A 22806-nucleotide genomic window follows, 5' to 3' on the forward strand; every position below is an offset into this window, starting at 1 on the left:
ATGGGTGGCGTGGTTCATGCGGGCCGAACAGGCCCTCAGTGGCATCGCCCGACCCGTGTATCCGCTGAGGCGGGTGGCTTCCGGCACCTTAACGAGGCTGACCGTTCATCGGCCCGCGCTTGCGATATAATTAATCATTGAATTAAATATGGTGTATGGACACGCCCAACCCCGCCAAGCGCGGCCGGCCGCGCAAGACCCAGGCGCCCAGGCGCGCCCCAGGCCGCCCGGCCGCCGCCGACAATCCGGATCTGCGCGAGCGCCTGCTCGACGCCGCCATCGCCTGCTACGCCCGCCAGGGCATCGCCGCGACCTCGCTGCGCGCGATCGCCGCCGAAGCCGGGGTCAATCCGGCGCTGCTGCATTACTACTTCGGCGATAAGCAGCAACTGCAGGATGCGGTCAGCAATGAGCGCCTGGTGCCGGTGTTCCTGAGCCTGCGCGACGGTCTGCTGGGGGCGAGCACGGATGTGTTCGATCTGATCGCGGGCTTCGTGTCCGGCGTCGGCGGAATCGTCGCCAAGCACCCGTGGCTGCCGTCGTTGTGGGTGCGCGAAGTGTTGTGTGAAGGCGGCGCGTTGCGCGAAAGCATTTTGTTCAAGAAGATCGGCCCGGTACTGCCGCAGGCCATGGCCAAGCGTTTCGCCCAGGCCCAGGCCGAAGGCCGGATCAATGCCGATCTGGACCCGCGCCTGCTGATGGTCAGCCTGATCGGCCTGACCCTGTTTCCGGCCGCCAGCGCGCCGATCTGGCGCTTCATGTTCGATGCGCAGGATCTGGACCTGGATGCCCAGCGCCGTCATGCGCTGGCCTTGCTCGATCGGGGGTTGATGCCATGAGACACGAGGACATCCGGAGGTCGGGCCTGCGTGAGTTCGTCGCCTGGTCTGGTCGCGGCCGCTTTTGCGGGAGGGGCATGAGCCCCGACTGTTTCCGGTTGCCGCACCATCGGGTAACAGCAGCCGCTTCGGCAGTCGGGGCTGAAGCGCCTCCCACAAAAGACTTCGGGGCTGGAGCGTCTTTCATGAAAGACCTCGGCGTTGCAAGGATTTCGACAAAAGGCTCGGGACGTCCGCTGCTTTCGGGCTTGCGCGCATCGGCCAAGGTCGCGGCGTCGGCGCTGCTCGGTGCGATGCTGCTCACCGCCTGCGCCGAGGAAAAACCGCAGGCGCTGGGCACGTTGGAATGGGACCGCGTCACCTTGCCCGCGCCGGTCGCGGAAAAAGTCGTGCGCATCGATGTGCGCGAAGGCCAGCGGGTCAAGGCCGGCACGCGCGTGTTGCAGCTCGAACTCGATCGCGGTCGTTCGCAACTGGACGCCGCGCAGGCGCAGGCGCGGCAATCGGCCGATGCCTTGGCCGAACTGCAGGCCGGTCCGCGCAGCGAAACCATCGCTCAGGCGCGCGCCAATCTCGCCGCCGCGCAGGCGCAAGAGCGCGATGCCGGCGCCTACTACGCGCGCGTGCAGCCGTTGGGGCAACGCCAGCTGATCGCCGCGGCCGAAGTCGATCGCGCGCGCGCCGCCGCCGGCAACGCCCAGGCGCAGGTGCGCGCCGCGCAGGCCGCGCTGCTGGAACTCGAACACGGCACCCGTCGCGAACAGATCGCCCAGGGCCAGGCGGCGCTCGCCGCCGCGCAAGCGCAGGCGCAGGTGCAACAGGTCAGCTTCGGCAAGCTCGACGTGATCGCGCCGCGCGACGGCGTGGTCGACAGCCTGCCGTACAAGCTCGGCGACCAGGCGCCGGTCGGCTCGCCGCTGGCGGTGATGCTGGTCGGCGCGCGGCCCTATGCGCGCGTCTACGTGCCCGAGCCGCTGCGCCAGGACGTGCGGGTCGGCGGTCAGGCGCGGGTGTATATCGAAGGCCGCGAACAAGCCTGGAGCGGACGCGTGCGTATGATTCGCAGCGAACCCAGCTTCACGCCGTACTACGCCTTGACCGGTGAGGACGCAGCGCGTTTGAGCTATCTGGCCGAAGTCGAGTTGACCGACGCCAAGGCCGCCGATTTGCCGGCCGGTTTGCCGGTGCGGGTCGAGTTCGCGCCATGAGCCGCGAATCGGCCGGGGCCGGATCCGCGCAGGTAGCCGCGGGCTCCGGCCAGGAACATACCGAACAACAGCCGGCGATCAAGGCGCGCGGCATGAGCAAACAGTTCGGCCAGTTGCGCGCGGTCGACCGGGTCGATCTGACCGTGCCGCGCGCCTGCGTGTACGGATTCCTGGGCCCGAACGGTTCGGGCAAATCCACCACCATCCGCATGCTGTGCGGTCTGCTCACGCCGACCGAGGGGCAGATCGAAGTGCTGGGTCTGAGGATTCCCGAACAGGCCGAGCAACTGCGCCGGCGGATCGGTTACATGACCCAGAAATTCTCGCTGTTCGAAGACCTCAGCGTGCGCGAGAACCTGGAATTCCTCGCCGCCGTGCAGGAGATTCCCAAGGCCAAGGCGCGCGAGCGCATCGATCAGCTGATCGAGCAGTACCACTTCGGCGACCGCCAGAAACAGCTCGCGGGCACCATGAGCGGTGGCCAGAAGCAGCGCCTGGCCTTGGCCGGCGCGGTGATCCACGGGCCGGAACTGTTGTTCCTGGATGAACCCACCAGCGCGGTCGATCCCGAATCGCGCCGCGATTTCTGGGAAAAATTGTTCGAACTCGCCGACGGCGGCACCACCTTGCTGGTCTCCACCCACTACATGGACGAGGCCGAGCGTTGCCATCGTCTGGCGATTCTCGACCGCGGCGTACTGGTCGCCGACGGCACCCCGGCCGAGCTCACCGATGCGTTGGCTGGGCGCGCGGTGGAAGTGCTGGCGACGCAACCGCGCAAGGCGCAGCGCGCGCTGGTGGCGCTCGATGGCGTGCTCAGCGTCGCTCAGATCGGCAACAGCCTGCGCGTGTTGCTGGCCGATGCCGACACTGCCGAGCGCAACATCGAAAGCGCCTTGAGCGCGGCCGGTCTGGACGCGCAGGTGCACAAGGCCAAGCCCAACCTGGAAGACGTGTTCGTATCGGCCACGCGCGGCCGCGAACGGCCCGCGCCCACTGCGGAGGCCACGGCATGAGATTGCAACGGCTGTGGGCCATCGTGCTCAAGGAAGTGCGGCAACTGCGCCGCGATCGCATCACCCTGGCGATGATCGTGATGATCCCGGTCGGCCAGTTGGTGTTGTTCGGCTATGCGATCAACCTCAATCCGCGCGGCCTCACAGCGGCGATCGCCGACCAGTCCGGCACCGCCGCATCGCGCGCGCTGGTCATGGACATGGTCGCCACCGGCGTGATCCGGCCGGTGGCCGAGGCCGATACGCCGCAACAACTGGTCGAAATGCTGCGCCGGGGCGAGATCAGCGTCGGCGTGAACCTGCCGCCGGATTTCGAGCGCCGCCGTATCGACGGACGCGAAGTCGCGCAAGTGATGGTCGACGGCAGCGACACGGTGGTGCAAAGCGCGGCCGCGCAATTGGCGCAATTGCCGATCGACAGTTCCGTGGCCGCGCCGCGCAAGACCGCGCCGATCAGCGTGGTCGCGTTCTACAACCCGCAGCGGCGTTCGCCGGTGAACATCGTGCCCGGGCTGATCGGGGTGATCCTGACCATGACCATGGTGATGTTCACTTCGGTCGCGATCGTGCGCGAGCGCGAACGCGGCAACATGGAATTGCTGATCACAACGCCGGTCAGCCGCTCCGAGCTGATGATCGGCAAGGTGCTGCCGTATGCGGTGATCGGCCTGATCCAGACCACCGTGGTCCTGTTGCTGGGCCTGTGGCTGTTCGATGTGCCGATCAAGGGCAGCGTGTTCGACGTTTACACCGCCGCGGTGTTGTTGATCCTGGCCAATCTGGCGCTGGGCCTGATGATCTCGACCAAGGCCGCCTCGCAGTTCCAGGCCATGCAGATGACCGTGTTCATTCTGTTGCCGTCGATCCTGCTGTCGGGCTTCATGTTTCCTTACGCCGGCATGCCGGTGGCCGCGCAATGGTTGGCCGAAGTCCTGCCGATGACCCATTTCCTGCGCCTGATCCGCGGGGTGATGCTGCGCGGCGCCAGCCTGTGGGAATTGTGGCAGGACGTGGCCTATCTGGTCAGTTTCATCGCGGTGATGATGAGTCTGGCGGTGGCGCGGTTCACCAAACGCCTGGATTGAGCCGCTTTCGGGACGAAGATGCGCCGGCCGCGCGGTCCGGCGCGGTCCGCACACTTGCGCCAGGCGCGCGCTTCTCGCACATTCGCCACTTTCGGACATCGCAGTCCGGCGAAGGAGAACGGGAATGCGCGCATCGCGACAATTGTCGATGTTGGCTCTGGTCTGGACTTTGGCGTGGTGCGGCGCGGCATCGGCGCAGCAGCTCACCGTCGTCACCGCCGCGCGCGTGCACACCCTGGATCCGGCCCAGCCGCGCGCGCAGGGACTGGTGTTCGACGAGGCAGGCACGATCCGCGCCGTCGGCGGTCGCGCCGATCTGCTGCACCTGTATCCGGGCGCCAGGCACATCGACCTGGGCGAGGCCGCCATCGTCCCGGGCTTGATCGACTCGCATGCGCATGTGTTCGAACTGGGCATCAACCAGCTTCAGGTCGACCTCACCGACACCCGCAGCAAGGCCGAGGCGCTGCAGCGCCTGCGCGAGTACGCGCGCACGCTGCCGGCGGGACAATGGCTGATCGGTTACGGTTGGGATCAGAACGATTGGATGGACCCGCGTTTTCCCGAGGCCGCCGACCTCGACGCCGAGTTTCCCGACCGCCCGGTCTGGCTGCAACGCATCGACGGCCACGCCGGTTGGGCCAACAGTGCGGCGATGCGCGCGGCCGGGCGCGAACTCGGCGGCGATTGGCAACCCGACGGCGGCCGCATCGTGCGCGACGACAAGGGCCGCGCGCTCGGGGTTCTCATCGACGACGCGATGGATCTGATCGAACATGCGCGTCCGCCGCTGGAACCGGCCGCGGTCGAACAGGCGTTGAGCCTGGGCATGCGCGCCGCCGTCAGCCACGGCCTCACCGGCGTGCACGATGCCGGCGTCGACTTGAACACGCTGCGCGCCTATCAACGTCTGGCCGACCGCGGCGAACTGCCGCTGCGCATCACCGCCTTCGCCGCCGGCGACGGCGACGCGCTGGAATCGCTGTGTCGCGACGGCCTGTATCAGCACCCGTCGGGTCGGCTGAGGATGCGCACGGTCAAGCTCTACGCCGATGGCGCGCTCGGCAGTCGCGGCGCCGCGCTGCTGAAGGACTACAGCGACGAGCGCGGCAATCGCGGTCTGATGCGCATGTCGCCGGAGGCGATGGCGAAAGCGATCGCCAAGGCCGAACGTTGCGGCGTGCAGGTCGCCACCCATGCCATCGGCGACCGCGGCAATCGCGAAGTGCTCGATCTCTACGCCAGGGCGCTCGGCGCGGACGCGGCCAAGCGCGACCACCGTTGGCGGATCGAGCACGCGCAGATCCTCGCGCCGGAGGATTTGCCGCGACTGGCGGCATTGCACATCATCGCCGCGATGCAACCGACCCACGCTACCAGCGATATGCCCTGGGCCGAACAGCGCCTGGGCCCAAGGCGCATCAACGGCGCCTACGCCTGGCGGCAACTGCGCGACAGCGGCGCGCGCTTGGCGCTGGGTTCGGATTTTCCTGTCGAATCGGTGGATCCGCGGCTGGGTCTGTACGCCGCGACCACGCGCAGCGATGCGGACGGAAAGCCCGCAGGCGGTTGGCACCCGGAAGAAAAGCTGACTGCGTTCGAAGCCTTGCGCGGTTTCACCGCGGACGCGGCGTATGCGGGATTCGCCGAAGCCGAAGTCGGCAGTCTCGTGCCCGGAAAACGTGCGGATTTCGTAGTGCTGGAACACGATCCGCTGGCGGTGGAGCCGCGGCGACTGCGCGACCTCCGGGTGCTGGGCACCTACGTCGACGGCGTGCCGGCCCGGATGCCGCAGGCGCGCAAGCAGCCGGATTCTCGCTGATGCACACGCGTCGGTAGCCGGTACTTCCGTTCTCAAGGACGACCATGAGAAACCAGATCCGCGGCGAGTACCTCAAGCCGCAACGCTTCAAAGCCTTGCCGGTGCTGCCGTGGCTGGCGATTCTGACGGCGGTGTTGTGGATGTTTCTGCGCGCCGACACGGTGACCGGCGACCAGTTGAAGCGCCTGATAGACGATTCGCTGTCGAGTGCGATAACAGGGGTGTGGTATCTCTACCGGGAAGACGAAGACCAGTATTGCTTCCGCACGCCGCGACCGCCGTGGCCGGACAAACGCTACTGCGTGCCCAAGACCGATCTTGAGGTGGTCAAGCGCAGTGGCAGGCCGGTGATCGGTTACGTGGCTTTGAACGAGCTCGTACTCAAGGCCGAACGTCGCCCGGGCGCCCAACGCGTGCAGTTCTGACTGGCGATCACCCGGCGCCGATGACGATTGTCACCGGCGTCGGATTCCGTGATTGTCAATCCGGAATTGGCCGCGGTTCGAATTGGAAGCGTGTCGGCAATCAAACTTCCCGACCTGTCGCGAACCTAGCATCGCTTCCGAACAGCCAGCCTCGGGGGCCTGCCATGAAATCGACACTTCTGCGCGCAGCGTGGATGGGCGCGTCGCCGCGCCTGTTGCTGGTGCTGGGAATCTTCATCGCCTTGCGCGGCGTCACGCCGACGCCGGACTACAGCGGACCGTATCCGGGCGCGCCCGACCCGCTGCAATTGCGCGCGCAACGCAGCATCGGCGCCGCGCCGGCGCCGAAGATCGCCGATATCCCGGCCACCGACGGCGAGGCCGCGCGTTTCCTCACTCAGGCCACGTTCGGCCCGACCCGCGAAGACATCGACCGGCTCAAGCAGATCGGCTACACCGCCTGGATCAACGAGCAGGTCGGTTTTCCGGTGTCCTCGCAGCTGACCTTCCTGAAGAACGCGACGGTGCGCAGGCCCGACGAGTTCAAGCGCGATTGGCGCCTGGATGCGTGGTTCGTCAACGCGATCGGCGGCAAGGATCCGATCAAGCCGACCCAGATCGTGCATCGCGACCAGTTGCGCCAGCGCGTGGCCTTCGCGCTCAGCGAGATCATGGTGGCTTCCGACGCAACTTCCGATCCGCTCGGCAACGCGCCGCACGGCATGACCCATTACTACGACACACTGGCGCGCGATGCATTGGGCAACTACCGCACCTTGCTGGAGGATGTGACCCTGCATCCGGTGATGGGCCTGTACCTGTCGATGTTGCAGAACCAAAAGCCCGATCCGGTCCACAACATCCGCCCCGACGAGAACTACGCGCGCGAAGTGATGCAGTTGTTCAGCGTCGGACTGGTCCAGCTCAATCAGGACGGAACGCCGCTGCTCGATGCCGCGCAGCAGACCATCCCGACCTACGATCAGGAGACGGTCAAGGGCTTCGCCCACGTGTTCACCGGCTGGACTTTCAAGGGTTGCCAGGCCGAGGGCGTGTTCGATTGCTATTTCTACGACACCACCGCGCCGGCCTGGGTGTCGCCGATGGAGAACCACGCGGCGTATCACGCCTCCGCGCAGGAGAAACAGCTGCTGGTGTATCCGGGCGTGAGCCTGCCGGGCGGCAAGCTGGGCGCCGGCGGCAGCGGCCCGGGCGATCTGAGCGCGGCGCTCGACAACATTTTCAATCATCCCAACGTCGGTCCGTTCATCGGCAAGCAGCTGATCCAGCGCCTGGTGACCAGCAATCCCAGTGCGGGCTATGTCGGCCGCGTGGCCGGGGCGTTCAACGACAACGGCCAGGGCGTGCGCGGGGATCTGCGCGCGGTGGTCGGCGCGATCCTGCTCGATCCCGAAGCGCGCGATCCCGCCGCGCAGCCGCCGCATTTCGGCAAGGTGCGCGAGCCGCTCCTGCGCCTGACCCATTTGTGGCGCGCGCTCAAGGGCAAGTCCAAGAGCGGGCATATGGAGGAGTTCTGGAACATGGAGGGCAACCTCGGTCAATCGCCGATGTACGCCGCCTCGGTGTTCAACTTCTTCAGTCCGCGCTACAGCCCCAACGGCGAGCCGCAGGAGCTGGGGCTGGTGGCGCCGGAACTGCAGTTGGCCACCGACTACATGCTGCCGGCCAACGAAAGCTATCTGATGACCAAGATCTTCGATGCCTACGTCGGCAATCCGGCCGGCATCGGCGACGACGAGGTGGCGATCAATCTCAGCGAGGACGTGGCCCTGGCCACCAACATCCCCGCGTTGATCGGCCGCTACGACGCGCTGTTCCTGTCCGGGCAGATGACCGATCAGATGAAGCAGGTGCTGACCGAACGGCTCAGCGGCATGCCGGCCAACAACACCGCGGCCAAGCGCCTGCGAGTGCAGGAGGCGCTGTACCTGATCATCAACTCGCCCGATTACATCGTGCAGAAGTAAGCAGGAATACGGAGAGAGCACCCATGAAACGTCGTCAATTCCTGCGTAACTCGATCTGCGCCGCGCTCGGCGGCGCCGGCCTGTATTCCGCGCTCGGCAATCTGCGCATGGTCCAGGCGGCCGCCAACGCCTACGGGCCGACGCGCTTCGACGATTACAAGGCGCTGGTATGCGTGTTCCTGTTCGGCGGCAACGATTCGTTGAACATGATCGTGCCGCGCGACGATGGCCACTACCAGCAGTACCGCAGCGCGCGCGCCACTCTGGCGGTGGAACACAGCCGGTTGTTGCCGCTGTCGCCGCAGGCCGGCGGCGGCGCGTCGGACGGGGCCGATTACGGTTTGCAGGCCTGCACCACCGATGAGGATCCGATCGGCATGGGCGGCCTGCAGGGCTTGTTCAACAACGGGCAGGCGGCGGTGCTGGGCAATGTCGGCACGCTGATCCGGCCGACCAGCAAGGCCGATTACCTCAATCACGCGGTGGAGCTGCCGCCGCAGTTGTTCTCGCACAACGATCAGCAGCAGTACTGGCAGGTTTCGCGTACCGGCGAGGGGCGCAACTTCGGTTGGGCCGGGCATATCGCCGATCTGCTGCGCGACGCCAATCCCGATGCGTTCATTCCGATGTCGGTGTCGCTGAACTTCGAAAGCATCCTGCAGCGCGCGCGCAACGCCGGCCAATACGTGATCGGCGGCGGTGGCCCGCGTCCGTTCAGCCGCTTCGAATGGGACGACGACAGCCGCCGCGCGTTCCTGGCGATGATGGCGCCCGGCGCGCAGCCGCACGTTTTCGGGCGCAGCTACGCCGCATCGTTCCGGCGCGCGCGCGAGAACGCCGCGGCGGTGGAGACGGCCTTGGAAGCGTCCACGCCGTTGCAGACCGCGTTCCCGAACAGCGATCTGGGCGAGCAGCTGCAGATGGTGGCGCGCCTGATCAAGGTGCGCGAAGTGTTGGGGCTCAAGCGGCAGGTGTATTTCGTGTCGATGGGCGGATTCGACCATCACGACCGATTGCTCAGCGAGCAGCCGGCTTTGCTGGCGCGCCTGTCGCAGGCGATGACCGCCTTCCACGCGGCCACCGGCGAACTCGGCGTGGCCGACAAGGTCACCGCGTTCACCGCATCGGATTTCGGCCGCACGCTGTCGTCCAACGGCGACGGCTCCGATCACGGCTGGGGCGGACATCACTTCATCGTCGGCGGTGCGGTGCGCGGCGGACGTTTCTTCGGCACGATGCCCACGCTGGTCAACGGCGGCGACGACGATGCGGGGTGGGGTCAGATCATTCCGACCACGCCGGTGGATCTGTATGCCTCGACCTTGGCCAAGTGGTTTGGGGTAGGCGATTCGGAGTTGGATTTGATCTTCCCGAACTTGCCGAACTTCAGTCCGCGGCGGGATCTCGGCTTCATGGGGTGAGGGCGCGGTGTTCCCTACGGTGGAGAGTGCGTCTTGCCTCATCGGCACGAAGTCTTTTGTGGGAGGGCCTTCAGGCCCGACACCCGAAGCCGCGCATCTGCATGTGGTGAGCTGCGACCTGAAAGAGTCGGGCCTGAAGGCCCTCCCACAAAAGACTTCGGAATGCCCGCGCGCTCTGTGAGAGCAAGCCTCAAAGCATCCGATGCATCACATACACATCCACCAGCCCCAGCGAGGCGTGGCGGAACGCGCCCGGCACGCGGCCGACGATGTCGAAGCCATGCTTGAGCCACAGGTGCACGGCCGCGGTATTGCTGCTGACCACGTAGTTGAACTGCATCGCCACGAAGCCGGCCTTGCGCGCCTGCACCAGCGAGTGCTCGCACAGCGCGCCGCCGACGCCCTTGCCCCAGGCGGCTTCGGCGACCATGTAGCTGGCGTTGGCGACGTGGTCGCCGCGGCCGGGTTGATTGGGACCCAGCTTGTAGCAGCCGACGGCTTCGCCGGCGTCCACCTCGGCGATGAAGGTCCGGTACGGCGAGGTGGTCCACATCGCCCGGGCCCGCGTCATCGACAGCTCGGCCGGGTAATTGTAGCTCTCGCCGCGGGCGAGAACCTCGCGGAAGATCGGCCACACGCGTTCGAATTCGTCGGGGCCGATTTCGCGGATGAGGAAGTCGCGTTCCATGCGGGGTCTCTTTAAGGAAAGATCAGGCGGCGGCTTGATCGTCGCCCAGTTGCACCCGGCCGCGCAAGGAATTGGGCAAGGCTTCGGTGATCAACACGTCGACGAACTGGCCGATCAGGCGCTTGGGCGCGGGAAAATTCACCGAACGCATGTTCTCGGTCTTGCCGGTGAGCTCGTTGGGATCCTTGCGCGAAGGCCCTTCGACCAGCACGCGCTGGACGCTGCCGACCATGCTCTTGGAGATCCGCAGCGAGTTGGCGTTGATCGTCGCCTGCAGGCGCGACAGGCGCGCGTGCTTCTCGGCGTCGCCGACGCTGTCTTCCAGGTCGGCGGCCGGGGTGCCGGGGCGGCGCGAATAGATGAAGGAGAACGACTGGTCGAAACCCACGTCCTCGATCAGCTTCATGGTCTTCTCGAAATCGGCCTCGGTCTCGCCGGGGAAGCCGACGATGAAATCCGAGGAGATCGAGATGTCCGGACGCACTGCGCGCAGCTTGCGGATCTTCTGCTTGAATTCCAGCGCGGTGTAGCCGCGCTTCATCGCCGCCAGGATGCGGTCGCTGCCGGCCTGTACCGGCAGGTGCAGGTAGTTGGCCAACTGCGGCACGTCGCGGTAGGCCTCGACCAGCGAGTCGCTGAACTCCAGCGGGTGCGAGGTGGTGAAGCGGATGCGGTCGACGCCGTCGATTTCGGCGATGGTGCGGATCAGCAGGCCCAGATCGGCGACTTCGCCTTCGGCCGCGCCGTCTTCGCCGGCCATCGGCCCGCGGTAGGCATTGACGTTCTGGCCGAGCAGATTGATCTCGCGCACGCCCTGGGCGGCGAGTTGCGCGACCTCGACCAGCACGTCCTCGAACGGACGGCTGACTTCCTCGCCGCGGGTGTAGGGCACCACGCAGAACGAGCAGTACTTGCTGCAGCCTTCCATGATCGAGACGAAGGCGCTCGGGCCTTCGGCGCGTGGCTCGGGCAGGCGGTCGAACTTTTCGATCTCGGGGAAGCTGATGTCGACCTGCGGCAGGCCGGTTTCGCGCTTGGCCCGGATCAGCTCGGGCAGGCGGTGCAGGGTCTGCGGGCCGAACACCAGGTCGACGTAGGGCGCGCGCTTGACGATCGCCGCGCCTTCCTGCGACGCGACGCAGCCGCCGACGCCGATGATGACCTGGCGCTCGCCCTGCTTGTGCCCCGCTTCCTTCAATTGACGCCAGCGGCCGAGCTGGCTGAACACCTTTTCCTGGGCCTTCTCGCGGATCGAGCAGGTGTTGATCAGGATGACGTCGGCTTCGGCGGCGTTGTCGGTGAGTTCCAGGCCGTCGCTGGCGGCGAGCACGTCGGCCATCTTGGCCGAGTCGTACTCGTTCATCTGGCAACCGTGGGTCTCGATAAAAAGCTTTTTAGAAGCAGGTTTTTTCGCGCCCGGCGTGGAAGGCCGCGCGGCGCCCGCGGCAGGCGCCGTGGGCAGGGGATGCAGGTCGGTCATGGCGATCCGGGTCCGGGGAGGGCGGCGGTTAATCCGCGCCGGAGTGGCTAGGGTCTGAAGTCCGGGGTGGAATCCAGGCCGGCTAGTGTAGCCGCTGCGCATGTCGCGCGGGTCCAGGCCGGGGTGGCGGTCACGTTTTGAGATCAAGGACTTGGCAGCACCGGCCGGGCAAGGGAAACTCCCGGCGATGAGGGGGACCGCGCTGATTCTGGGGACCGTCTGCCTGCTGGCGCTCGCGCCGGCGGTGGCGGGCACCGTTTGGAAGTGCGAGAGCGCCAACGGCGAGCGCAGCTACGTCAGCAAGAAGGTCAAGGGCGCCAAGTGCGTGGTCGCCAGCCAGTACACGGCGTTGGCCAAGCGCATGCGCAATCCGACCCCGGTTTCGTACGCCCCGCCGGCTCCGGCGGTGGGCGCGCTGACCGCGCGCACCGATACGGCCGGGGTGCCGGCCTCGATCCACAATAATCCGCCGGCCACGTTCAATGGCGCCGCCGCGGCGATGGCCGCGGGCGGGCTGAAGCCGGGCCTGCCGGGTGCGCCGGCCGGCACCGCCGCCGCGGCGCCCGTGCCGGCGGTGACGATCCCGGCCGTGCCGCAACCGCCGCCGACCCGTCTCGTACAGGGGCAGGTCTACTCCTATATCCAGGACGGCGTGCGCCACTACACCAGCAAGCGTCCCAAGGGGCTGGCCAGCGCCACCGCGGTGCGGACCATCCGCTACAGCTTCATCGAACGGTGTTTCGCCTGCCAGGCCCAGCCCGGGGTCAACTTCGGCACGCTGCGGCTGAACACGGCGGCGTATTCGGCCGAGATCGCCGCGGCGGCGCGCCAGCACGGGGTCGAAGAGGCCATCGTGCGCGCGATCATCCATGCCGAATCGGCCTACAACCCCAATGCGATGTCGCGGGTGGGCGCGCAGGGCCTGATGCAGCTGATGCCGGCCACCGCGCGCCGCTTCGGCGTCGGCAATGCCTTCGACGCCGGCCAGAACATTCAGGGCGGGGTGCAATACCTGGCCTGGCTGCTCAAGCGCTTCAACGGCGACCTGACCCTGGCCGCGGCCGGCTACAACGCCGGCGAGGGCGCGGTCGACAAGTACCGCGGCGTGCCGCCGTACGCCGAGACCCAGCGCTATGTGCAGCGCGTGGCGGTGCTGGCGCAGCGCTACCGCTCCGCGGTGGTGGCGCGCTGACGACGCGCGCTGTCGGTCGCGGGCCGCGCCCGCGACACCGCCGATGCGGCGTCGACGGGGCGAGGGCCGGCGCAAACTCCGGGGCCGGCCCGGCGATCGGGCGGCCGGCGACGCGCTCGTTTCCCACACCGACCCTGCGAAGCCGCCGACAACATCGCGCCAAAGCCTGCAAAACAAGGCTTCCGGTGGGCGAGCGGCGCGCCCGAGCGCACCGCGTCTGCAATTTGCAATGGCGCGGATTGTCGCGCCCTTAACGGTTCCGCTACACTTCCCCGTCTTTTGAGCCGCCAGCCTTTCGCCAGTGGTTGTGTTTGGTTAGCCAATGGTTCCGGGTAGTGCGGCGTTAACTTCGAATTGCAGCTTTCGCGGAGTGCCGGATGGCCAACCAAGGGGTCCACGATCCTATCAATACGGGCCGACGTCGGTTCCTGACGGCGACCACGGCAGTGGTCGGTGCGGTCGGGGCCGGCTTTGCAGCGGTGCCTTTCATCAAGTCCTGGAATCCCAGCGCGCGCGCCAAGCTCGCCGGTGCTCCGGTGACCGCCGACATCAGCGCTCTGGCCGAAGGCCAGCGTCTGGTTCTGGAGTGGCGCGGTCAGCCGATCTGGATCGTCAAACGCTCGCAGGCCATCCTCAAGGCGCTGCCGACGCTCGACGGCCATCTGCGCGATCCCAAGTCCGAGAACAAGGACCAGCAGCCCGAGTACGTCAAGGGCGAGCTGCGTTCGATCAAGCCGGAAATCTCCGTCCTGGTCGGCCTGTGCACCCATCTGGGCTGCTCGCCGGAAATGAAGGCCGAAATCCGGCCCGAGCCGTTCGATCCGGAGTGGAAGGGCGGTTACTTCTGCCCCTGCCACAAGTCGCGCTTCGACATGGCCGGCCGCGTGTTCCAGGGCGTGCCTGCGCCGATCAATCTGCTGGTGCCTCCGCACTATTACGAAGACGACAACACCATCATCATCGGTGTTGATCCGAAGGGAGCGGCGTAAGTCATGTCCAACATCCTTACTCGCACCGCCAACAACGTCTTCGATTGGGTCACCGCTCGCGCGCCCGGCATGATGCCGGTCTATCGCAAGCACATGACCGAGTACTACGCGCCGAAGAACTTCAACCTGTGGTACTACTTCGGTTCGCTCGCGCTGCTGGTGCTGGTCAACCAGATCGTCACCGGCATCTTCCTGACGATGCACTTCAAGCCGTCCGCGGCCGAAGCGTTCTCGTCGGTCGAATACATCATGCGCGACGTGGAGTGGGGCTGGCTGATCCGCTACATGCACTCCACCGGCGCATCGCTGTTCTTCATCGTCGTGTATCTGCACATGTTCCGCGGCCTGCTGTACGGCTCGTACCAGAAGCCGCGCGAGCTGGTGTGGATCCTGGGCATGCTGATCTATCTGGTGCTGATGGCCGAAGCCTTCATGGGCTACGTGCTGCCGTGGGGCCAGATGTCGTTCTGGGGCGCGAAGGTCATCATCTCGCTGTTCGGCGCCATTCCGGTGATCGGCAACGGCCTGACCGAGTGGATCATGGGCGATTACCTGCCCGGCGACGCGACGCTCAATCGCTTCTTCGCCCTGCACGTGATCGCGCTGCCGCTGGTGCTGTTGCTGCTGGTGGTGCTGCACCTGGGCGCGCTGCACGAGGTGGGTTCCAACAACCCCGACGGCGTGGACATCAAGTACGGGCCGAAGGGCAACCGTTGGGACGCCAGCAAGCCGCTCGACGGCATTCCGTTCCACCCGTATTACACGGTCAAGGACCTGGTCGGCGTCGGCTTCTTCCTGATCATCGCCGCCTTCATCATCTTCTTCGCCCCGGCGATGGGCGGCTGGTTCCTGGAACACGACAACTTCACCGAGGCCAATCGCCTGGTGACGCCCGAGCACATCAAGCCGGTCTGGTACTACACGCCTTACTACGCGATGTTGCGGGTAATCCCGCACAAGCTCTCCGGCGTGCTGGTGATGTTCGCGGCGATCGCGATCCTGTTCCTGGTGCCGTGGCTGGACCGCTGCAAGGTCAAGTCGGTGCGTTATCGCGGCTGGATCAGCAAGTTCATGCTGATGCTGCTGGCGGTGTGCTTCATCTGGTTGGGCAAGATCGGCGCCGGTCCGGGTACCGACCCGGTGGAAACCATCATCGGCCGCGTGCTGACTTTCCTGTACTTCGCTTTCTTCATCACCATGCCGCTGTGGACCAAGATCGACAAGACCAAGCCGGTGCCTGCCCGGGTGACGATGCATGACTAAGAACAGCCAGCCTCTCGGGAAAACCCGCATCGTGAAGAAGCTCGCCACTTTCGCCGCCGGCCTGCTCGTGTCGGTCACCGCCTATGCCTCCGGCGGCGGCGACCTGATGCAGTCGGGCACCGATCTCAACGATCGCGCCTCGCTGCAGCGCGGCGCCCAGCTGTACATGAACTACTGCTCGGGCTGCCACTCGTTGAAGTACCTGCGCTATTCGCGCATGGCCGAGGACCTGGGCCTGACCGAAGAAGAGGTGATGAACAACCTCAACTTCACCGGCGCCAAGTTCGGCGAACAGATCCAGGTCAGCCTGACCCCGGAACACGCCAACCAGTGGTTCGGCAAAATGCCGCCGGACCTGAGCCTGATCACCCGCGTGCGCGGCAGCGACTGGGTCTACACCTACCTCAACCAGTTCTATCTGGATGAGTCGCGTCCGCTGGGCTGGAACAACAAGCTGTTCCCGAACGCGTCCATGCCCAACCCGTTGTGGGAATTGCAGGGACTGCAGCACGCCGAGTACGGCGAGCCCGACAAGGCCACCGGCGACCGTCCGGTGCACGCGCTGGCGGTCACCCAGCCCGGCAAGCTCGACGCCGAAGGCTTCAAGACCGCCACGCGCGACATCACCACCTTCCTCGAGTACGCCGGCGAACCGGCCGCCCTCAAGCGCCAGAGTCTTGGCGTTTGGGTGATCCTGTTCCTGGCGTTGTTCACCTTCATCGCGTATCTGTTGAAGACCGAGTACTGGCGCGACGTGGAACATTGATGTCATCCGCCTGGAAAACCCGCGCCATAAGCGCGGGTTTTCCGCTAGGGTTGTCGGTCTAGCGAGACGGCAACTTCAGCAAAGCTGGACGGGTGCTGGCTCGGGGCCGTGACGACCTTCCACAGAGGGTGGAGGGCGTCTTGCGACTGGCGGATTCCGGTCGCTGGAGAGGTCGATGATGGCGGCGAGCCCCCGTATGCGTAATGCCCTGACTCTGTTTTCGTCCACCGATTGCGTGTTGTGCCACCGCGTCAGGCTGGTTCTGGCGGCCAAGGGCGTCACCTACGATCTGATCCCGGTCGATCCGCAGAATCCGCCCGAAGACCTCGTCGATCTCAATCCCTACCATTCGGTGCCGACCCTGGTCGAACGCGATCTGGTTCTGTACGCCGCAAGCGTGGTCAGCGAGTACCTGGATGAGCGCTACCCGCATCCGCCGCTGATGCCGGTCGATCCCTTGTCCCGAGCTCGCCTGCGCCTGGCGATGCTGCGCCTGGAGCACGACTGGGTGCCGCAGGTGCAGGCCATCCAGATGGGCAACAAGGTTCAGGCCGAGGCCGCGCGCAAGCGCCTCAAGGAACTGCTGACCGCATCGGTACCGCTGTTCAAGGCCAGCAAGTTCTTCCTCAATCCGGAAATGAGCCTGGCCGACTGTGCGATGGCCCCGATCATCTGGCGCCTTCCTTCGCTCGACGTGCCGTTGCCGAAGGACGGCAAGGCCATCGAGGACTACGGCAACCGGATCTTCCGCAATCCCGGCTTTACCCGCAGCCTGACCGACCAGGAGCGCAAGCTGCGCGACATGCCGAACTGACGGCGGGCGGTGGCGGCTTCGGGGCGTCACCGCCATCGCGGATTCCGGGCTGAACTCGACCGCGGACAATGCGGGGAGGGTCGGCCGGTAGCCGGCCCGTACTTGGCCCGTACCCGGCGCGGAAATGGCGAGGATCAGCGATGACCGCCAGTCCGGGAGGCGTGCGATGTCCGAAACCGGGCCGACGCCGGCGCGCTCGTGGGAGGGGCTTCAGCCCGACGCGGTTCGATCCGATCGCATCGTCGTGAGCCAACGGGTGGAGCCGCCGATGTCCCGGCGTCAGGGCCGACGACGGCTCGCCGTCGATGCCGTCGCCCGGCCGCGCATCGCCGCTTGGCCATGGCCGATTCGATTCCCTTCGTTACGGCGGTCCGATGCGCTGCCGCCCATCTGCCGGCACATGCTTTAGCGTTAAAATGTTCATATGACCGAAAGCAGCGTACCGATGACCAGCCACCGCCCCTATCTGCTGCGGGCGCTGTACGAGTGGATCGCCGACAACGGCATGACCCCGCACCTGCTGGTCGATGCCACGCGTCCGGCGGTGCAGGTGCCGGCGCATGCGGTCAAGGACGGCAAGATCGTGCTCAACGTCGCTGCGCGCGCGGTTTCGCACCTGGAAATGGGTAACGACTTCATCCGTTTCAGCGCGCGCTTCGGCGGCGTCAGCCACCCGGTGTCGGTGCCGGTCGGCGCGGTGCTGGCGATCTACGCGCGCGAAACCGGGCAGGGCATGGCCCTGCCGGAAGACGTGAACCTCGACGAAGGCGGACTGGACGAGGAGATCGACGACACCGAAGCGGCTTCGCCGCCGGTGCTCAGCGCCGTGCCCAGCGATCCCTCGCCGGAAGGCGACGACGACGGCCCGCAACCGCCGACCCCGACGCCGCGCCGCGGCGGGCATTTACGCATCGTCAAGTAATACCTTCGCCCGCTGGCGGGAGAGGGAGACGGCAGCGCGAAGGTCGCCGCCTGCGTAAACCTGCCAAGCCTCCTGTAGGAGCGGCGCAAGCCGCGACAGCGACCTCACGATTACGACGTGATCGGCCGCACCGCGGCCGCGGCTTGCGCCGCTCCTACAGGGCGGCTCGCAAGGCGCGGCGCTCAGTGCAACTGCGACGGCACGCGCGAGACCGGCCCGCTGAGCGTGGCCGGCCGCATCGTAATCGTGAGGGTAGCGGTCGCGGCTCGCGCCGCTCCTACAGGGCAGCTTGCAAGGCGCGGCGTTCAGTGCAACTGCGACGGCGCGCGCGAGACCGGGCCGCTGAAGGCGATCAGTTTCTCGCCGCGCAGAATCAGCCGGCCGACATGGCGGTCTTCGCCGTCGATCGAATAATCGAAGCGGAAGGTGCGTTCGAATCCGAGCCAGCCGCTTTCGTGGCGGATCACGCGCAGGCCGATCGCGTGCACGCTCTGATCCAGCCATTGCACGCCGGCTTTCTCGCAGGCGTTGCGGCCGACCACTTCGGCCCGTTCGGCGGCGGCGCGGCCGGCGCTCCAGAACGAGAACGCGGCGGCGCCGAAGATCATCAGCAGGATCAAGGTAGGCATGGCAGGGTTCTGGAGACGGCCGAGTGCGAACGCAAGGCTTCAGCCGCCCGCGGAGGCGGGAGGCGGGCCGAGCTTCAACGAAAGATCGATGGCGCGCACATGTTTGGTCAGTGCGCCGATCGAAATGCAATCCACGCCGTCCTCGGCGATGCCGCGCAGGGTGGTGAAGTCGACGCCGCCGGACACCTCCAGAGGGATCCGTCCGTCGAACGGCGCGGCGTGCGCGATGGCCACCGCGGCGCGACGGTCCTGCGCGGAAAAATCGTCGATCAGGATGCGGTCGCAGCCGTGGGTCAGCGCTTCGCGCAACTGTTCCAGGGTCTCGACCTCGACGATCAGCGGCAACCGCGGGTGCTGGGCGCGCGCCGCGCCGATCGCGCCGGCGATCGAACCGGCCGCGCGGATGTGGTTTTCCTTGAGCATCACCGCATCGAACAGGCCGATGCGGTGATTGACCCCGCCGCCGACCCGCACCGCGTATTTCTGCGCCAGACGCAGGCCGGGCAGGGTCTTGCGGGTGTCGAGGATCTTCGCGCCGGTGCCGGCGACTGCGGCCACGTATTGCGAGGTGACCGTGGCCACCGCCGACAGGGTCTGGATGAAGTTCAGCGAAGTGCGTTCGGCGCTGACCAAGGCGCGGGCGCGGCCTTGCAAGGTGGCCAGCACGGTGCCCTTGGCGACGCGGTCGCCCTCGGCCACGCGCCAATCGATCCGGACCTGCGGGTCCAGCGCGCGATGGCAGGCGTCGAACCACGGCCGCCCGCACACCACCGCGTCCTCCTTGCACAACAGGTAGGCGATGTCGGCGACGTCCGGCAGCAGGTCGGCGGTGACGTCCCCAGTGCCGAGGTCCTCGGCCAGGGCATCGGCGATGTCGGCCTCGATCTCGGCCGGAGGCGGCGGGGCGATCTCGGGCGTGGTGGCCGCGCTCATGCGCCCGGGAAACCGTCGACCTGGGCCGTGCCGATGGCGTTTTCCGAATCCAGCAGCGGAATGCCGTCGTCGACGATGTAGACGATCTTGCGGTCGCGGGTGATCAGGGCCTCGTGCAGCGCCTGGGACTGGGCGTCGCCGCTGCCGCGGACTACGCCGCCGGCGCCGATCGCCGTGTTCAGCGCCTGCAGGCCGCGGCCTTCCAGCGGCAGCAGCGGTTGGCGGGTGCTGGGGCAGACGAGCAGGTCGAGCAATTTGCGATCCATACGGTGCGGTGCCGGTACGACGGGACAGGGCGTTAGAATACGTCTTTGCGCCCAGGCTCGTCCCATGTCCCCAGCCAGCAGTTCCGCGTCCTCGTCCGGCTCCTCGTCAAGTGCACCCTCGCCGCTGGTCGGCATCGTCATGGGCTCGCGCTCGGACTGGGAGACCATGCAGCACGCCGCCGCCAAGCTCGAAGCGCTGGGCGTGCCGCACGAAGTCCGGGTGGTGTCGGCGCACCGCACCCCCGATGTGCTGTTCGATTACGCCGATGGCGCGGCCGCGCGCGGCTTGCGCGCGATCATCGCCGGCGCCGGCGGCGCCGCGCATTTGCCGGGCATGCTGGCGGCCAAGACCGCGGTGCCGGTGCTCGGCGTGCCGGTGCAGTCCAAGGCGCTCAACGGCATGGACTCGCTGCTGTCGATCGTGCAGATGCCGGCCGGCATTCCGGTCGCCACCTTCGCCATCGGCAACGCCGGCGCGGCCAACGCGGCGCTGTTCGCCGCGGCGCTGCTGGCGTCCGAATACCCCGCGATCGGCGCGGCGCTGAGCGCGTTCCGCGCCCGCCAGACCGACGACGTGCTGGCCAACGACGACCCGCGCCAATGACCACCGTCGGAATTCTCGGAGGCGGGCAGCTGGCCCGCATGCTCGCGCTTTCCGGCGCGCCGCTCGGTCTGCGTTTCCTGGTGCTGGACAGCGCCGAAGATGCCTGCGCCGGCCAGTTCGCACCGATGGTCGTCGGCGATTACACCGATCAGGCCGCGCTCGACGAATTCGCCTCGAACATTGACGTGGCCACGTTCGATTTCGAGAACGTGCCGGCCGAGTCCGCGCATTGGCTGGCCGAGCGCCGGCCGGTGTTCCCGAGCCCGCGCGCGCTGGCCGTGGCCCAGGACCGCCTGGCCGAGAAGACCTTGTTCGTCGATCTCGGCATCCCGGTGCCGGATTTCGTTGCGATCGGCACGCGTCAATCGCTGGACGCGGCGCTGGCCAAGATCGGTACGCCGTGCATCCTCAAGACCCGCCGCCTGGGTTACGACGGCAAGGGCCAGTTCCGCATCAAGACCCCGGCCGATGCCGACCCGGCCTGGGCCGCATTGGGCGCGCAAGCCGACAAGGTCGGGTTGATATTGGAAGGTTTCGTCGCCTTCGAGCGCGAGCTGTCGGTGGTCGCCGTGCGCGGCCGCGACGGCGAATTCCGCGCCTGGCCGATCACCGAGAATTGGCACGTCGACGGTGTGCTCTCGGCCAGTCTGGCGCCGGCGCGAACCGATGAGGCCCTGGCCGCGACCGCGATTTCGCACGCGCGCAAGCTGGCTGAGGCGCTTGACTATGTCGGCGTGTTCGCGCTGGAGCTGTTCTGCCGCGACGGCGTGCTGCTCGCCAACGAACTCGCCCCACGCGTGCACAACTCCGGCCACTGGACCATCGAAGGCAGCGAGACCTCGCAATTCCAGAACCATCTGCGCGCCGTACTCGGCCTGCCGCTGGGCGACACGCGCATGCTCGGCCAGGCCTGCATGCTCAACTGGATCGGCGCGATGCCCGATGCCAGCGCGGTGCTCAGCGAAGCCGGCGGACATTGGCACGACTACGGCAAGTCTTCGCGCGAAGGCCGCAAGGTCGGCCACGCGACCTTGCGTTCGGACTCGCCGGCGGAACTGGCGGCGATGCTGGAGCGGATCGGCGAAACCTTGCAACGGCAGGCGCAGGTCGCACCGGTAATCGCAGCCTTGGCGAAGGATCGCCCTGATGCCGCCCGCCCCGACTGAGGCGCCGCTCCCGCCGCCGCGCCTGCTGCGCCTTTCGCGCAAATACGGCAACGCTGCGCTGTTCGTGTTCCTGGTTGCGGGACAGTGTATGTTTCTGCCGTGGTGGATCGAGACGCCGCTCGAGTACGGCTTGGTGCGTACGGCGCGCATACTGGGCCTGCCGATCCTGCTGCTGGTGGTCGTCTACGTGGTGCGTTACCGCGCCTGGCTCGGCCCGGATGAGTTCGGCCGCAGCGCAGGGTCGAAAGCGTTCAGCGTGGTGGTGAGCTGCGGCCTGCTGCTGTGGTGCGCAACCCCGTATTTTCTGCTTGCCAACGCGTTGATGCCGCACGGCACCTATACGCATTTCGGCACGGCCAAACCGGTGGAATGCACCCGACGTTCGTGCTGGGCCCGTTTCGACCGCGACCCGAACGGGCAAGAGGTAGAGGTCAGAATCAGCGACGAACTGCATGCGCGCCTGCGACCTGGCGATGTCTTGCGCTGCAAGTACGCGATGGGCGCGCTTGGAGTCGCCTATCGCTGGCTGCGAACCGACGAGGGCGATGTCTGCGTCGTGATTGCCCCGACGTCCGCACCATGATCATCGCCCCGACCCGCCGCCGTCGCCGTTCGACGCACGCGCCGCCGTGGCCGTTGCGTCCGAATGCGCTGTGGATCGGCGCCACGCTGCTGTTCCTGGGCGCGCTGGCCTGGATGCTGCTGATCGAGCTGCCATGCGGCCGCGGCGCCTGCGGCGGGCTGGAGGTGTCGAACCAATGGACCGTCTTCTGGCGCATATGGTTGGCGCTGTCGGTGTTGGCCTTGGCCTATCTGTCGCGTTACTGGCGCTGGTTGCGCGCGCGCCGCAAGATTTCCTAGGTAATGACGGTCGTCGAAGCCTTGCTGGCGCCGCTGATCGGCGCGCTGCTGATCTGGGCGCACCTGATCGCGTTCGCCAATTTCACCGGTCCGCACAGCCCGGTGCATTTTGAGGGCGCGATCGTCGACAAACGAATCCATCGCAGCAAATCCACCACCTACGATGTGATCGTGCGCGACGTCGGCAGCGGTCGCGAGGTCGCGGTCTTCATACACGGCAGCGTTTACCGGACTGTACGCATCGGCGATGTGGCGAGCTGCGATTATCGGGTGGGCCGATGGGGCCTGGTTTACCGATGGCAGCACGGTGAGCCGCGGGGCTGCGTATTCCGGCGCTCGGCGTCGGCGGCGGCGGATGAACCGTCGCGATGCAGGCCGGCGGCCGGCTGCGGCGAACGCTAGCGCCCAGCCGTCGCCCGAACGAAAACG

The 22806-nt window shown here is 66.8% G+C and carries 24 protein-coding genes; 19 read left to right on the forward strand and 5 right to left on the reverse strand.

Translation table 11 applies throughout. The features are described from left to right. Positions 1 to 155: 155 nt before the first annotated feature. The 8 genes from ACTOWJ_RS05310 (at position 156) to ACTOWJ_RS05345 (ending at position 9804) form a co-directional block, all read left to right on the forward strand. On the forward strand, positions 156 to 839 hold the full coding sequence (locus tag ACTOWJ_RS05310) for a TetR/AcrR family transcriptional regulator (protein WP_441333560.1): 684 nt from the start codon (positions 156 to 158) through the stop codon (positions 837 to 839). 185 nt (positions 840 to 1024) lie between these two features. Beyond that, positions 1025 to 2047: an HlyD family secretion protein gene (locus tag ACTOWJ_RS05315; RefSeq protein WP_441333561.1), complete on the forward strand. Its 1023-nt coding sequence runs from the start codon at positions 1025 to 1027 to the stop codon at positions 2045 to 2047. A gap of 92 nt (positions 2048 to 2139) precedes the next feature. Continuing rightward, positions 2140 to 3063 (forward strand): ABC transporter ATP-binding protein, encoded by a 924-nt coding sequence (locus tag ACTOWJ_RS05320; RefSeq protein ID WP_441333884.1) that lies wholly within the window; start codon positions 2140 to 2142, stop codon positions 3061 to 3063. Continuing rightward, complete coding sequence (locus tag ACTOWJ_RS05325; RefSeq protein ID WP_441333562.1) at positions 3060 to 4148, forward strand: ABC transporter permease; 1089 nt, start codon at positions 3060 to 3062, stop codon at positions 4146 to 4148. The genes ACTOWJ_RS05320 and ACTOWJ_RS05325 overlap by 4 nt, the downstream gene beginning before the upstream one ends. A gap of 124 nt (positions 4149 to 4272) precedes the next feature. After that, positions 4273 to 5970, forward strand: a complete 1698-nt coding sequence (locus ACTOWJ_RS05330; RefSeq protein WP_441333563.1) for an amidohydrolase — start codon at positions 4273 to 4275, stop codon at positions 5968 to 5970. 44 nt (positions 5971 to 6014) lie between these two features. Continuing rightward, complete coding sequence (locus tag ACTOWJ_RS05335; RefSeq protein WP_441333564.1) at positions 6015 to 6395, forward strand: hypothetical protein; 381 nt, start codon at positions 6015 to 6017, stop codon at positions 6393 to 6395. A 164-nt stretch (positions 6396 to 6559) separates the two neighbouring features. Continuing rightward, positions 6560 to 8383: a DUF1800 domain-containing protein gene (locus ACTOWJ_RS05340; protein WP_441333565.1), complete on the forward strand. Its 1824-nt coding sequence runs from the start codon at positions 6560 to 6562 to the stop codon at positions 8381 to 8383. A gap of 23 nt (positions 8384 to 8406) precedes the next feature. Further along, positions 8407 to 9804 (forward strand): DUF1501 domain-containing protein, encoded by a 1398-nt coding sequence (locus tag ACTOWJ_RS05345; RefSeq protein ID WP_441333566.1) that lies wholly within the window; start codon positions 8407 to 8409, stop codon positions 9802 to 9804. 190 nt (positions 9805 to 9994) lie between these two features. Here ACTOWJ_RS05345 and ACTOWJ_RS05350 read toward each other — a convergent pair whose 3' ends face one another. Next, positions 9995 to 10492, reverse strand: coding sequence for a GNAT family N-acetyltransferase (locus tag ACTOWJ_RS05350; RefSeq protein ID WP_441333567.1), 498 nt, complete (start codon positions 10490 to 10492; stop codon positions 9995 to 9997). Between the two features lie 22 nt (positions 10493 to 10514). Continuing rightward, positions 10515 to 11972 (reverse strand): tRNA (N6-isopentenyl adenosine(37)-C2)-methylthiotransferase MiaB, encoded by a 1458-nt coding sequence (gene miaB, locus ACTOWJ_RS05355; protein ID WP_441333568.1) that lies wholly within the window; start codon positions 11970 to 11972, stop codon positions 10515 to 10517. A gap of 187 nt (positions 11973 to 12159) precedes the next feature. Here miaB and ACTOWJ_RS05360 point away from each other — a divergent pair, with 187 nt between their 5' ends. The 6 genes from ACTOWJ_RS05360 to ACTOWJ_RS05385 all read left to right on the forward strand — a co-directional run bounded on the left by ACTOWJ_RS05360 (position 12160) and on the right by ACTOWJ_RS05385 (position 17918). After that, positions 12160 to 13164 carry a lytic transglycosylase domain-containing protein gene (locus tag ACTOWJ_RS05360; protein ID WP_441333569.1) on the forward strand — a complete coding sequence of 335 codons (1005 nt, stop codon included), beginning with the start codon at positions 12160 to 12162 and terminating at the stop codon, positions 13162 to 13164. A gap of 377 nt (positions 13165 to 13541) precedes the next feature. Next, positions 13542 to 14153 (forward strand): ubiquinol-cytochrome c reductase iron-sulfur subunit, encoded by a 612-nt coding sequence (petA, locus tag ACTOWJ_RS05365; protein ID WP_441333570.1) that lies wholly within the window; start codon positions 13542 to 13544, stop codon positions 14151 to 14153. A gap of 3 nt (positions 14154 to 14156) precedes the next feature. Continuing rightward, entirely contained in the window at positions 14157 to 15416 is a 1260-nt protein-coding gene (locus ACTOWJ_RS05370; RefSeq protein WP_441333571.1) for a cytochrome b, read from the forward strand. Continuing rightward, positions 15409 to 16182, forward strand: coding sequence for a cytochrome c1 (locus tag ACTOWJ_RS05375; RefSeq protein WP_441333572.1), 774 nt, complete (start codon positions 15409 to 15411; stop codon positions 16180 to 16182). Before ACTOWJ_RS05370 ends, ACTOWJ_RS05375 begins: the two co-directional genes overlap by 8 nt. 178 nt (positions 16183 to 16360) lie before the next feature. Beyond that, complete coding sequence (locus ACTOWJ_RS05380; RefSeq protein ID WP_441333573.1) at positions 16361 to 16996, forward strand: glutathione S-transferase N-terminal domain-containing protein; 636 nt, start codon at positions 16361 to 16363, stop codon at positions 16994 to 16996. Positions 16997 to 17420: 424 nt separating this feature from the next. After that, positions 17421 to 17918, forward strand: coding sequence for a ClpXP protease specificity-enhancing factor (locus tag ACTOWJ_RS05385; protein WP_441333574.1), 498 nt, complete (start codon positions 17421 to 17423; stop codon positions 17916 to 17918). 305 nt (positions 17919 to 18223) lie between these two features. Here ACTOWJ_RS05385 and ACTOWJ_RS05390 read toward each other — a convergent pair whose 3' ends face one another. The 3 genes from ACTOWJ_RS05390 to ACTOWJ_RS05400 are packed head-to-tail and all read right to left on the reverse strand — an operon-like array spanning position 18224 to position 19746. Then, positions 18224 to 18547 carry a DUF3301 domain-containing protein gene (locus tag ACTOWJ_RS05390; RefSeq protein WP_441333575.1) on the reverse strand — a complete coding sequence of 108 codons (324 nt, stop codon included), beginning with the start codon at positions 18545 to 18547 and terminating at the stop codon, positions 18224 to 18226. Positions 18548 to 18586: 39 nt separating this feature from the next. Beyond that, positions 18587 to 19480, reverse strand: a complete 894-nt coding sequence (gene nadC, locus ACTOWJ_RS05395; RefSeq protein ID WP_441333576.1) for a carboxylating nicotinate-nucleotide diphosphorylase — start codon at positions 19478 to 19480, stop codon at positions 18587 to 18589. Beyond that, on the reverse strand, positions 19477 to 19746 hold the full coding sequence (locus ACTOWJ_RS05400) for a Trm112 family protein (RefSeq protein WP_441333577.1): 270 nt from the start codon (positions 19744 to 19746) through the stop codon (positions 19477 to 19479). Before ACTOWJ_RS05400 ends, nadC begins: the two co-directional genes overlap by 4 nt. Positions 19747 to 19810: 64 nt before the next feature. Here ACTOWJ_RS05400 and purE point away from each other — a divergent pair, with 64 nt between their 5' ends. The 5 genes from purE to ACTOWJ_RS05425 are packed head-to-tail and all read left to right on the forward strand — an operon-like array spanning position 19811 to position 22779. Then, the gene (purE, locus tag ACTOWJ_RS05405) at positions 19811 to 20350 is read left to right on the forward strand and encodes a 5-(carboxyamino)imidazole ribonucleotide mutase (protein WP_441333578.1); all 540 of its coding nucleotides are present in this window, start codon (positions 19811 to 19813) and stop codon (positions 20348 to 20350) included. Next, on the forward strand, positions 20347 to 21516 hold the full coding sequence (locus ACTOWJ_RS05410) for a 5-(carboxyamino)imidazole ribonucleotide synthase (protein ID WP_441333579.1): 1170 nt from the start codon (positions 20347 to 20349) through the stop codon (positions 21514 to 21516). Before purE ends, ACTOWJ_RS05410 begins: the two co-directional genes overlap by 4 nt. Next, complete coding sequence (locus ACTOWJ_RS05415; protein WP_441333580.1) at positions 21497 to 22099, forward strand: hypothetical protein; 603 nt, start codon at positions 21497 to 21499, stop codon at positions 22097 to 22099. The genes ACTOWJ_RS05410 and ACTOWJ_RS05415 overlap by 20 nt, the downstream gene beginning before the upstream one ends. Beyond that, positions 22096 to 22377: a hypothetical protein gene (locus tag ACTOWJ_RS05420; protein ID WP_441333581.1), complete on the forward strand. Its 282-nt coding sequence runs from the start codon at positions 22096 to 22098 to the stop codon at positions 22375 to 22377. The genes ACTOWJ_RS05415 and ACTOWJ_RS05420 overlap by 4 nt, the downstream gene beginning before the upstream one ends. Positions 22378 to 22398: 21 nt before the next feature. Continuing rightward, positions 22399 to 22779: a hypothetical protein gene (locus ACTOWJ_RS05425; RefSeq protein ID WP_441333582.1), complete on the forward strand. Its 381-nt coding sequence runs from the start codon at positions 22399 to 22401 to the stop codon at positions 22777 to 22779. The last annotated feature ends 27 nt before the right edge of the window (positions 22780 to 22806 follow it).

Origin of the sequence: Lysobacter sp. CA199 (assembly GCF_052078715.1) — a bacterium.
Lineage (GTDB): Bacteria > Pseudomonadota > Gammaproteobacteria > Xanthomonadales > Xanthomonadaceae > Lysobacter.

Coding starts and splice junctions, on each gene's coding strand:
- ACTOWJ_RS05350 (WP_441333567.1), bottom strand. CDS start 10,492: ATGGAACGCGACTTCCTCATCCGCGAAATCGGCCCCGACGAATTCGAA.
- petA (WP_441333570.1), top strand. CDS start 13,542: ATGGCCAACCAAGGGGTCCACGATCCTATCAATACGGGCCGACGTCGG.
- ACTOWJ_RS05345 (WP_441333566.1), top strand. CDS start 8,407: ATGAAACGTCGTCAATTCCTGCGTAACTCGATCTGCGCCGCGCTCGGC.
- ACTOWJ_RS05310 (WP_441333560.1), top strand. CDS start 156: ATGGACACGCCCAACCCCGCCAAGCGCGGCCGGCCGCGCAAGACCCAG.
- ACTOWJ_RS05375 (WP_441333572.1), top strand. CDS start 15,409: ATGACTAAGAACAGCCAGCCTCTCGGGAAAACCCGCATCGTGAAGAAG.
- ACTOWJ_RS05335 (WP_441333564.1), top strand. CDS start 6,015: ATGAGAAACCAGATCCGCGGCGAGTACCTCAAGCCGCAACGCTTCAAA.
- ACTOWJ_RS05320 (WP_441333884.1), top strand. CDS start 2,140: ATGAGCAAACAGTTCGGCCAGTTGCGCGCGGTCGACCGGGTCGATCTG.
- ACTOWJ_RS05415 (WP_441333580.1), top strand. CDS start 21,497: ATGCCGCCCGCCCCGACTGAGGCGCCGCTCCCGCCGCCGCGCCTGCTG.
- ACTOWJ_RS05385 (WP_441333574.1), top strand. CDS start 17,421: ATGACCGAAAGCAGCGTACCGATGACCAGCCACCGCCCCTATCTGCTG.
- nadC (WP_441333576.1), bottom strand. CDS start 19,480: ATGAGCGCGGCCACCACGCCCGAGATCGCCCCGCCGCCTCCGGCCGAG.
- ACTOWJ_RS05390 (WP_441333575.1), bottom strand. CDS start 18,547: ATGCCTACCTTGATCCTGCTGATGATCTTCGGCGCCGCCGCGTTCTCG.
- ACTOWJ_RS05370 (WP_441333571.1), top strand. CDS start 14,157: ATGTCCAACATCCTTACTCGCACCGCCAACAACGTCTTCGATTGGGTC.
- ACTOWJ_RS05330 (WP_441333563.1), top strand. CDS start 4,273: ATGCGCGCATCGCGACAATTGTCGATGTTGGCTCTGGTCTGGACTTTG.
- ACTOWJ_RS05410 (WP_441333579.1), top strand. CDS start 20,347: ATGACCACCGTCGGAATTCTCGGAGGCGGGCAGCTGGCCCGCATGCTC.
- ACTOWJ_RS05340 (WP_441333565.1), top strand. CDS start 6,560: ATGAAATCGACACTTCTGCGCGCAGCGTGGATGGGCGCGTCGCCGCGC.
- miaB (WP_441333568.1), bottom strand. CDS start 11,972: ATGACCGACCTGCATCCCCTGCCCACGGCGCCTGCCGCGGGCGCCGCG.
- ACTOWJ_RS05360 (WP_441333569.1), top strand. CDS start 12,160: ATGAGGGGGACCGCGCTGATTCTGGGGACCGTCTGCCTGCTGGCGCTC.
- ACTOWJ_RS05315 (WP_441333561.1), top strand. CDS start 1,025: ATGAAAGACCTCGGCGTTGCAAGGATTTCGACAAAAGGCTCGGGACGT.
- purE (WP_441333578.1), top strand. CDS start 19,811: ATGTCCCCAGCCAGCAGTTCCGCGTCCTCGTCCGGCTCCTCGTCAAGT.
- ACTOWJ_RS05325 (WP_441333562.1), top strand. CDS start 3,060: ATGAGATTGCAACGGCTGTGGGCCATCGTGCTCAAGGAAGTGCGGCAA.
- ACTOWJ_RS05400 (WP_441333577.1), bottom strand. CDS start 19,746: ATGGATCGCAAATTGCTCGACCTGCTCGTCTGCCCCAGCACCCGCCAA.
- ACTOWJ_RS05420 (WP_441333581.1), top strand. CDS start 22,096: ATGATCATCGCCCCGACCCGCCGCCGTCGCCGTTCGACGCACGCGCCG.
- ACTOWJ_RS05380 (WP_441333573.1), top strand. CDS start 16,361: ATGGCGGCGAGCCCCCGTATGCGTAATGCCCTGACTCTGTTTTCGTCC.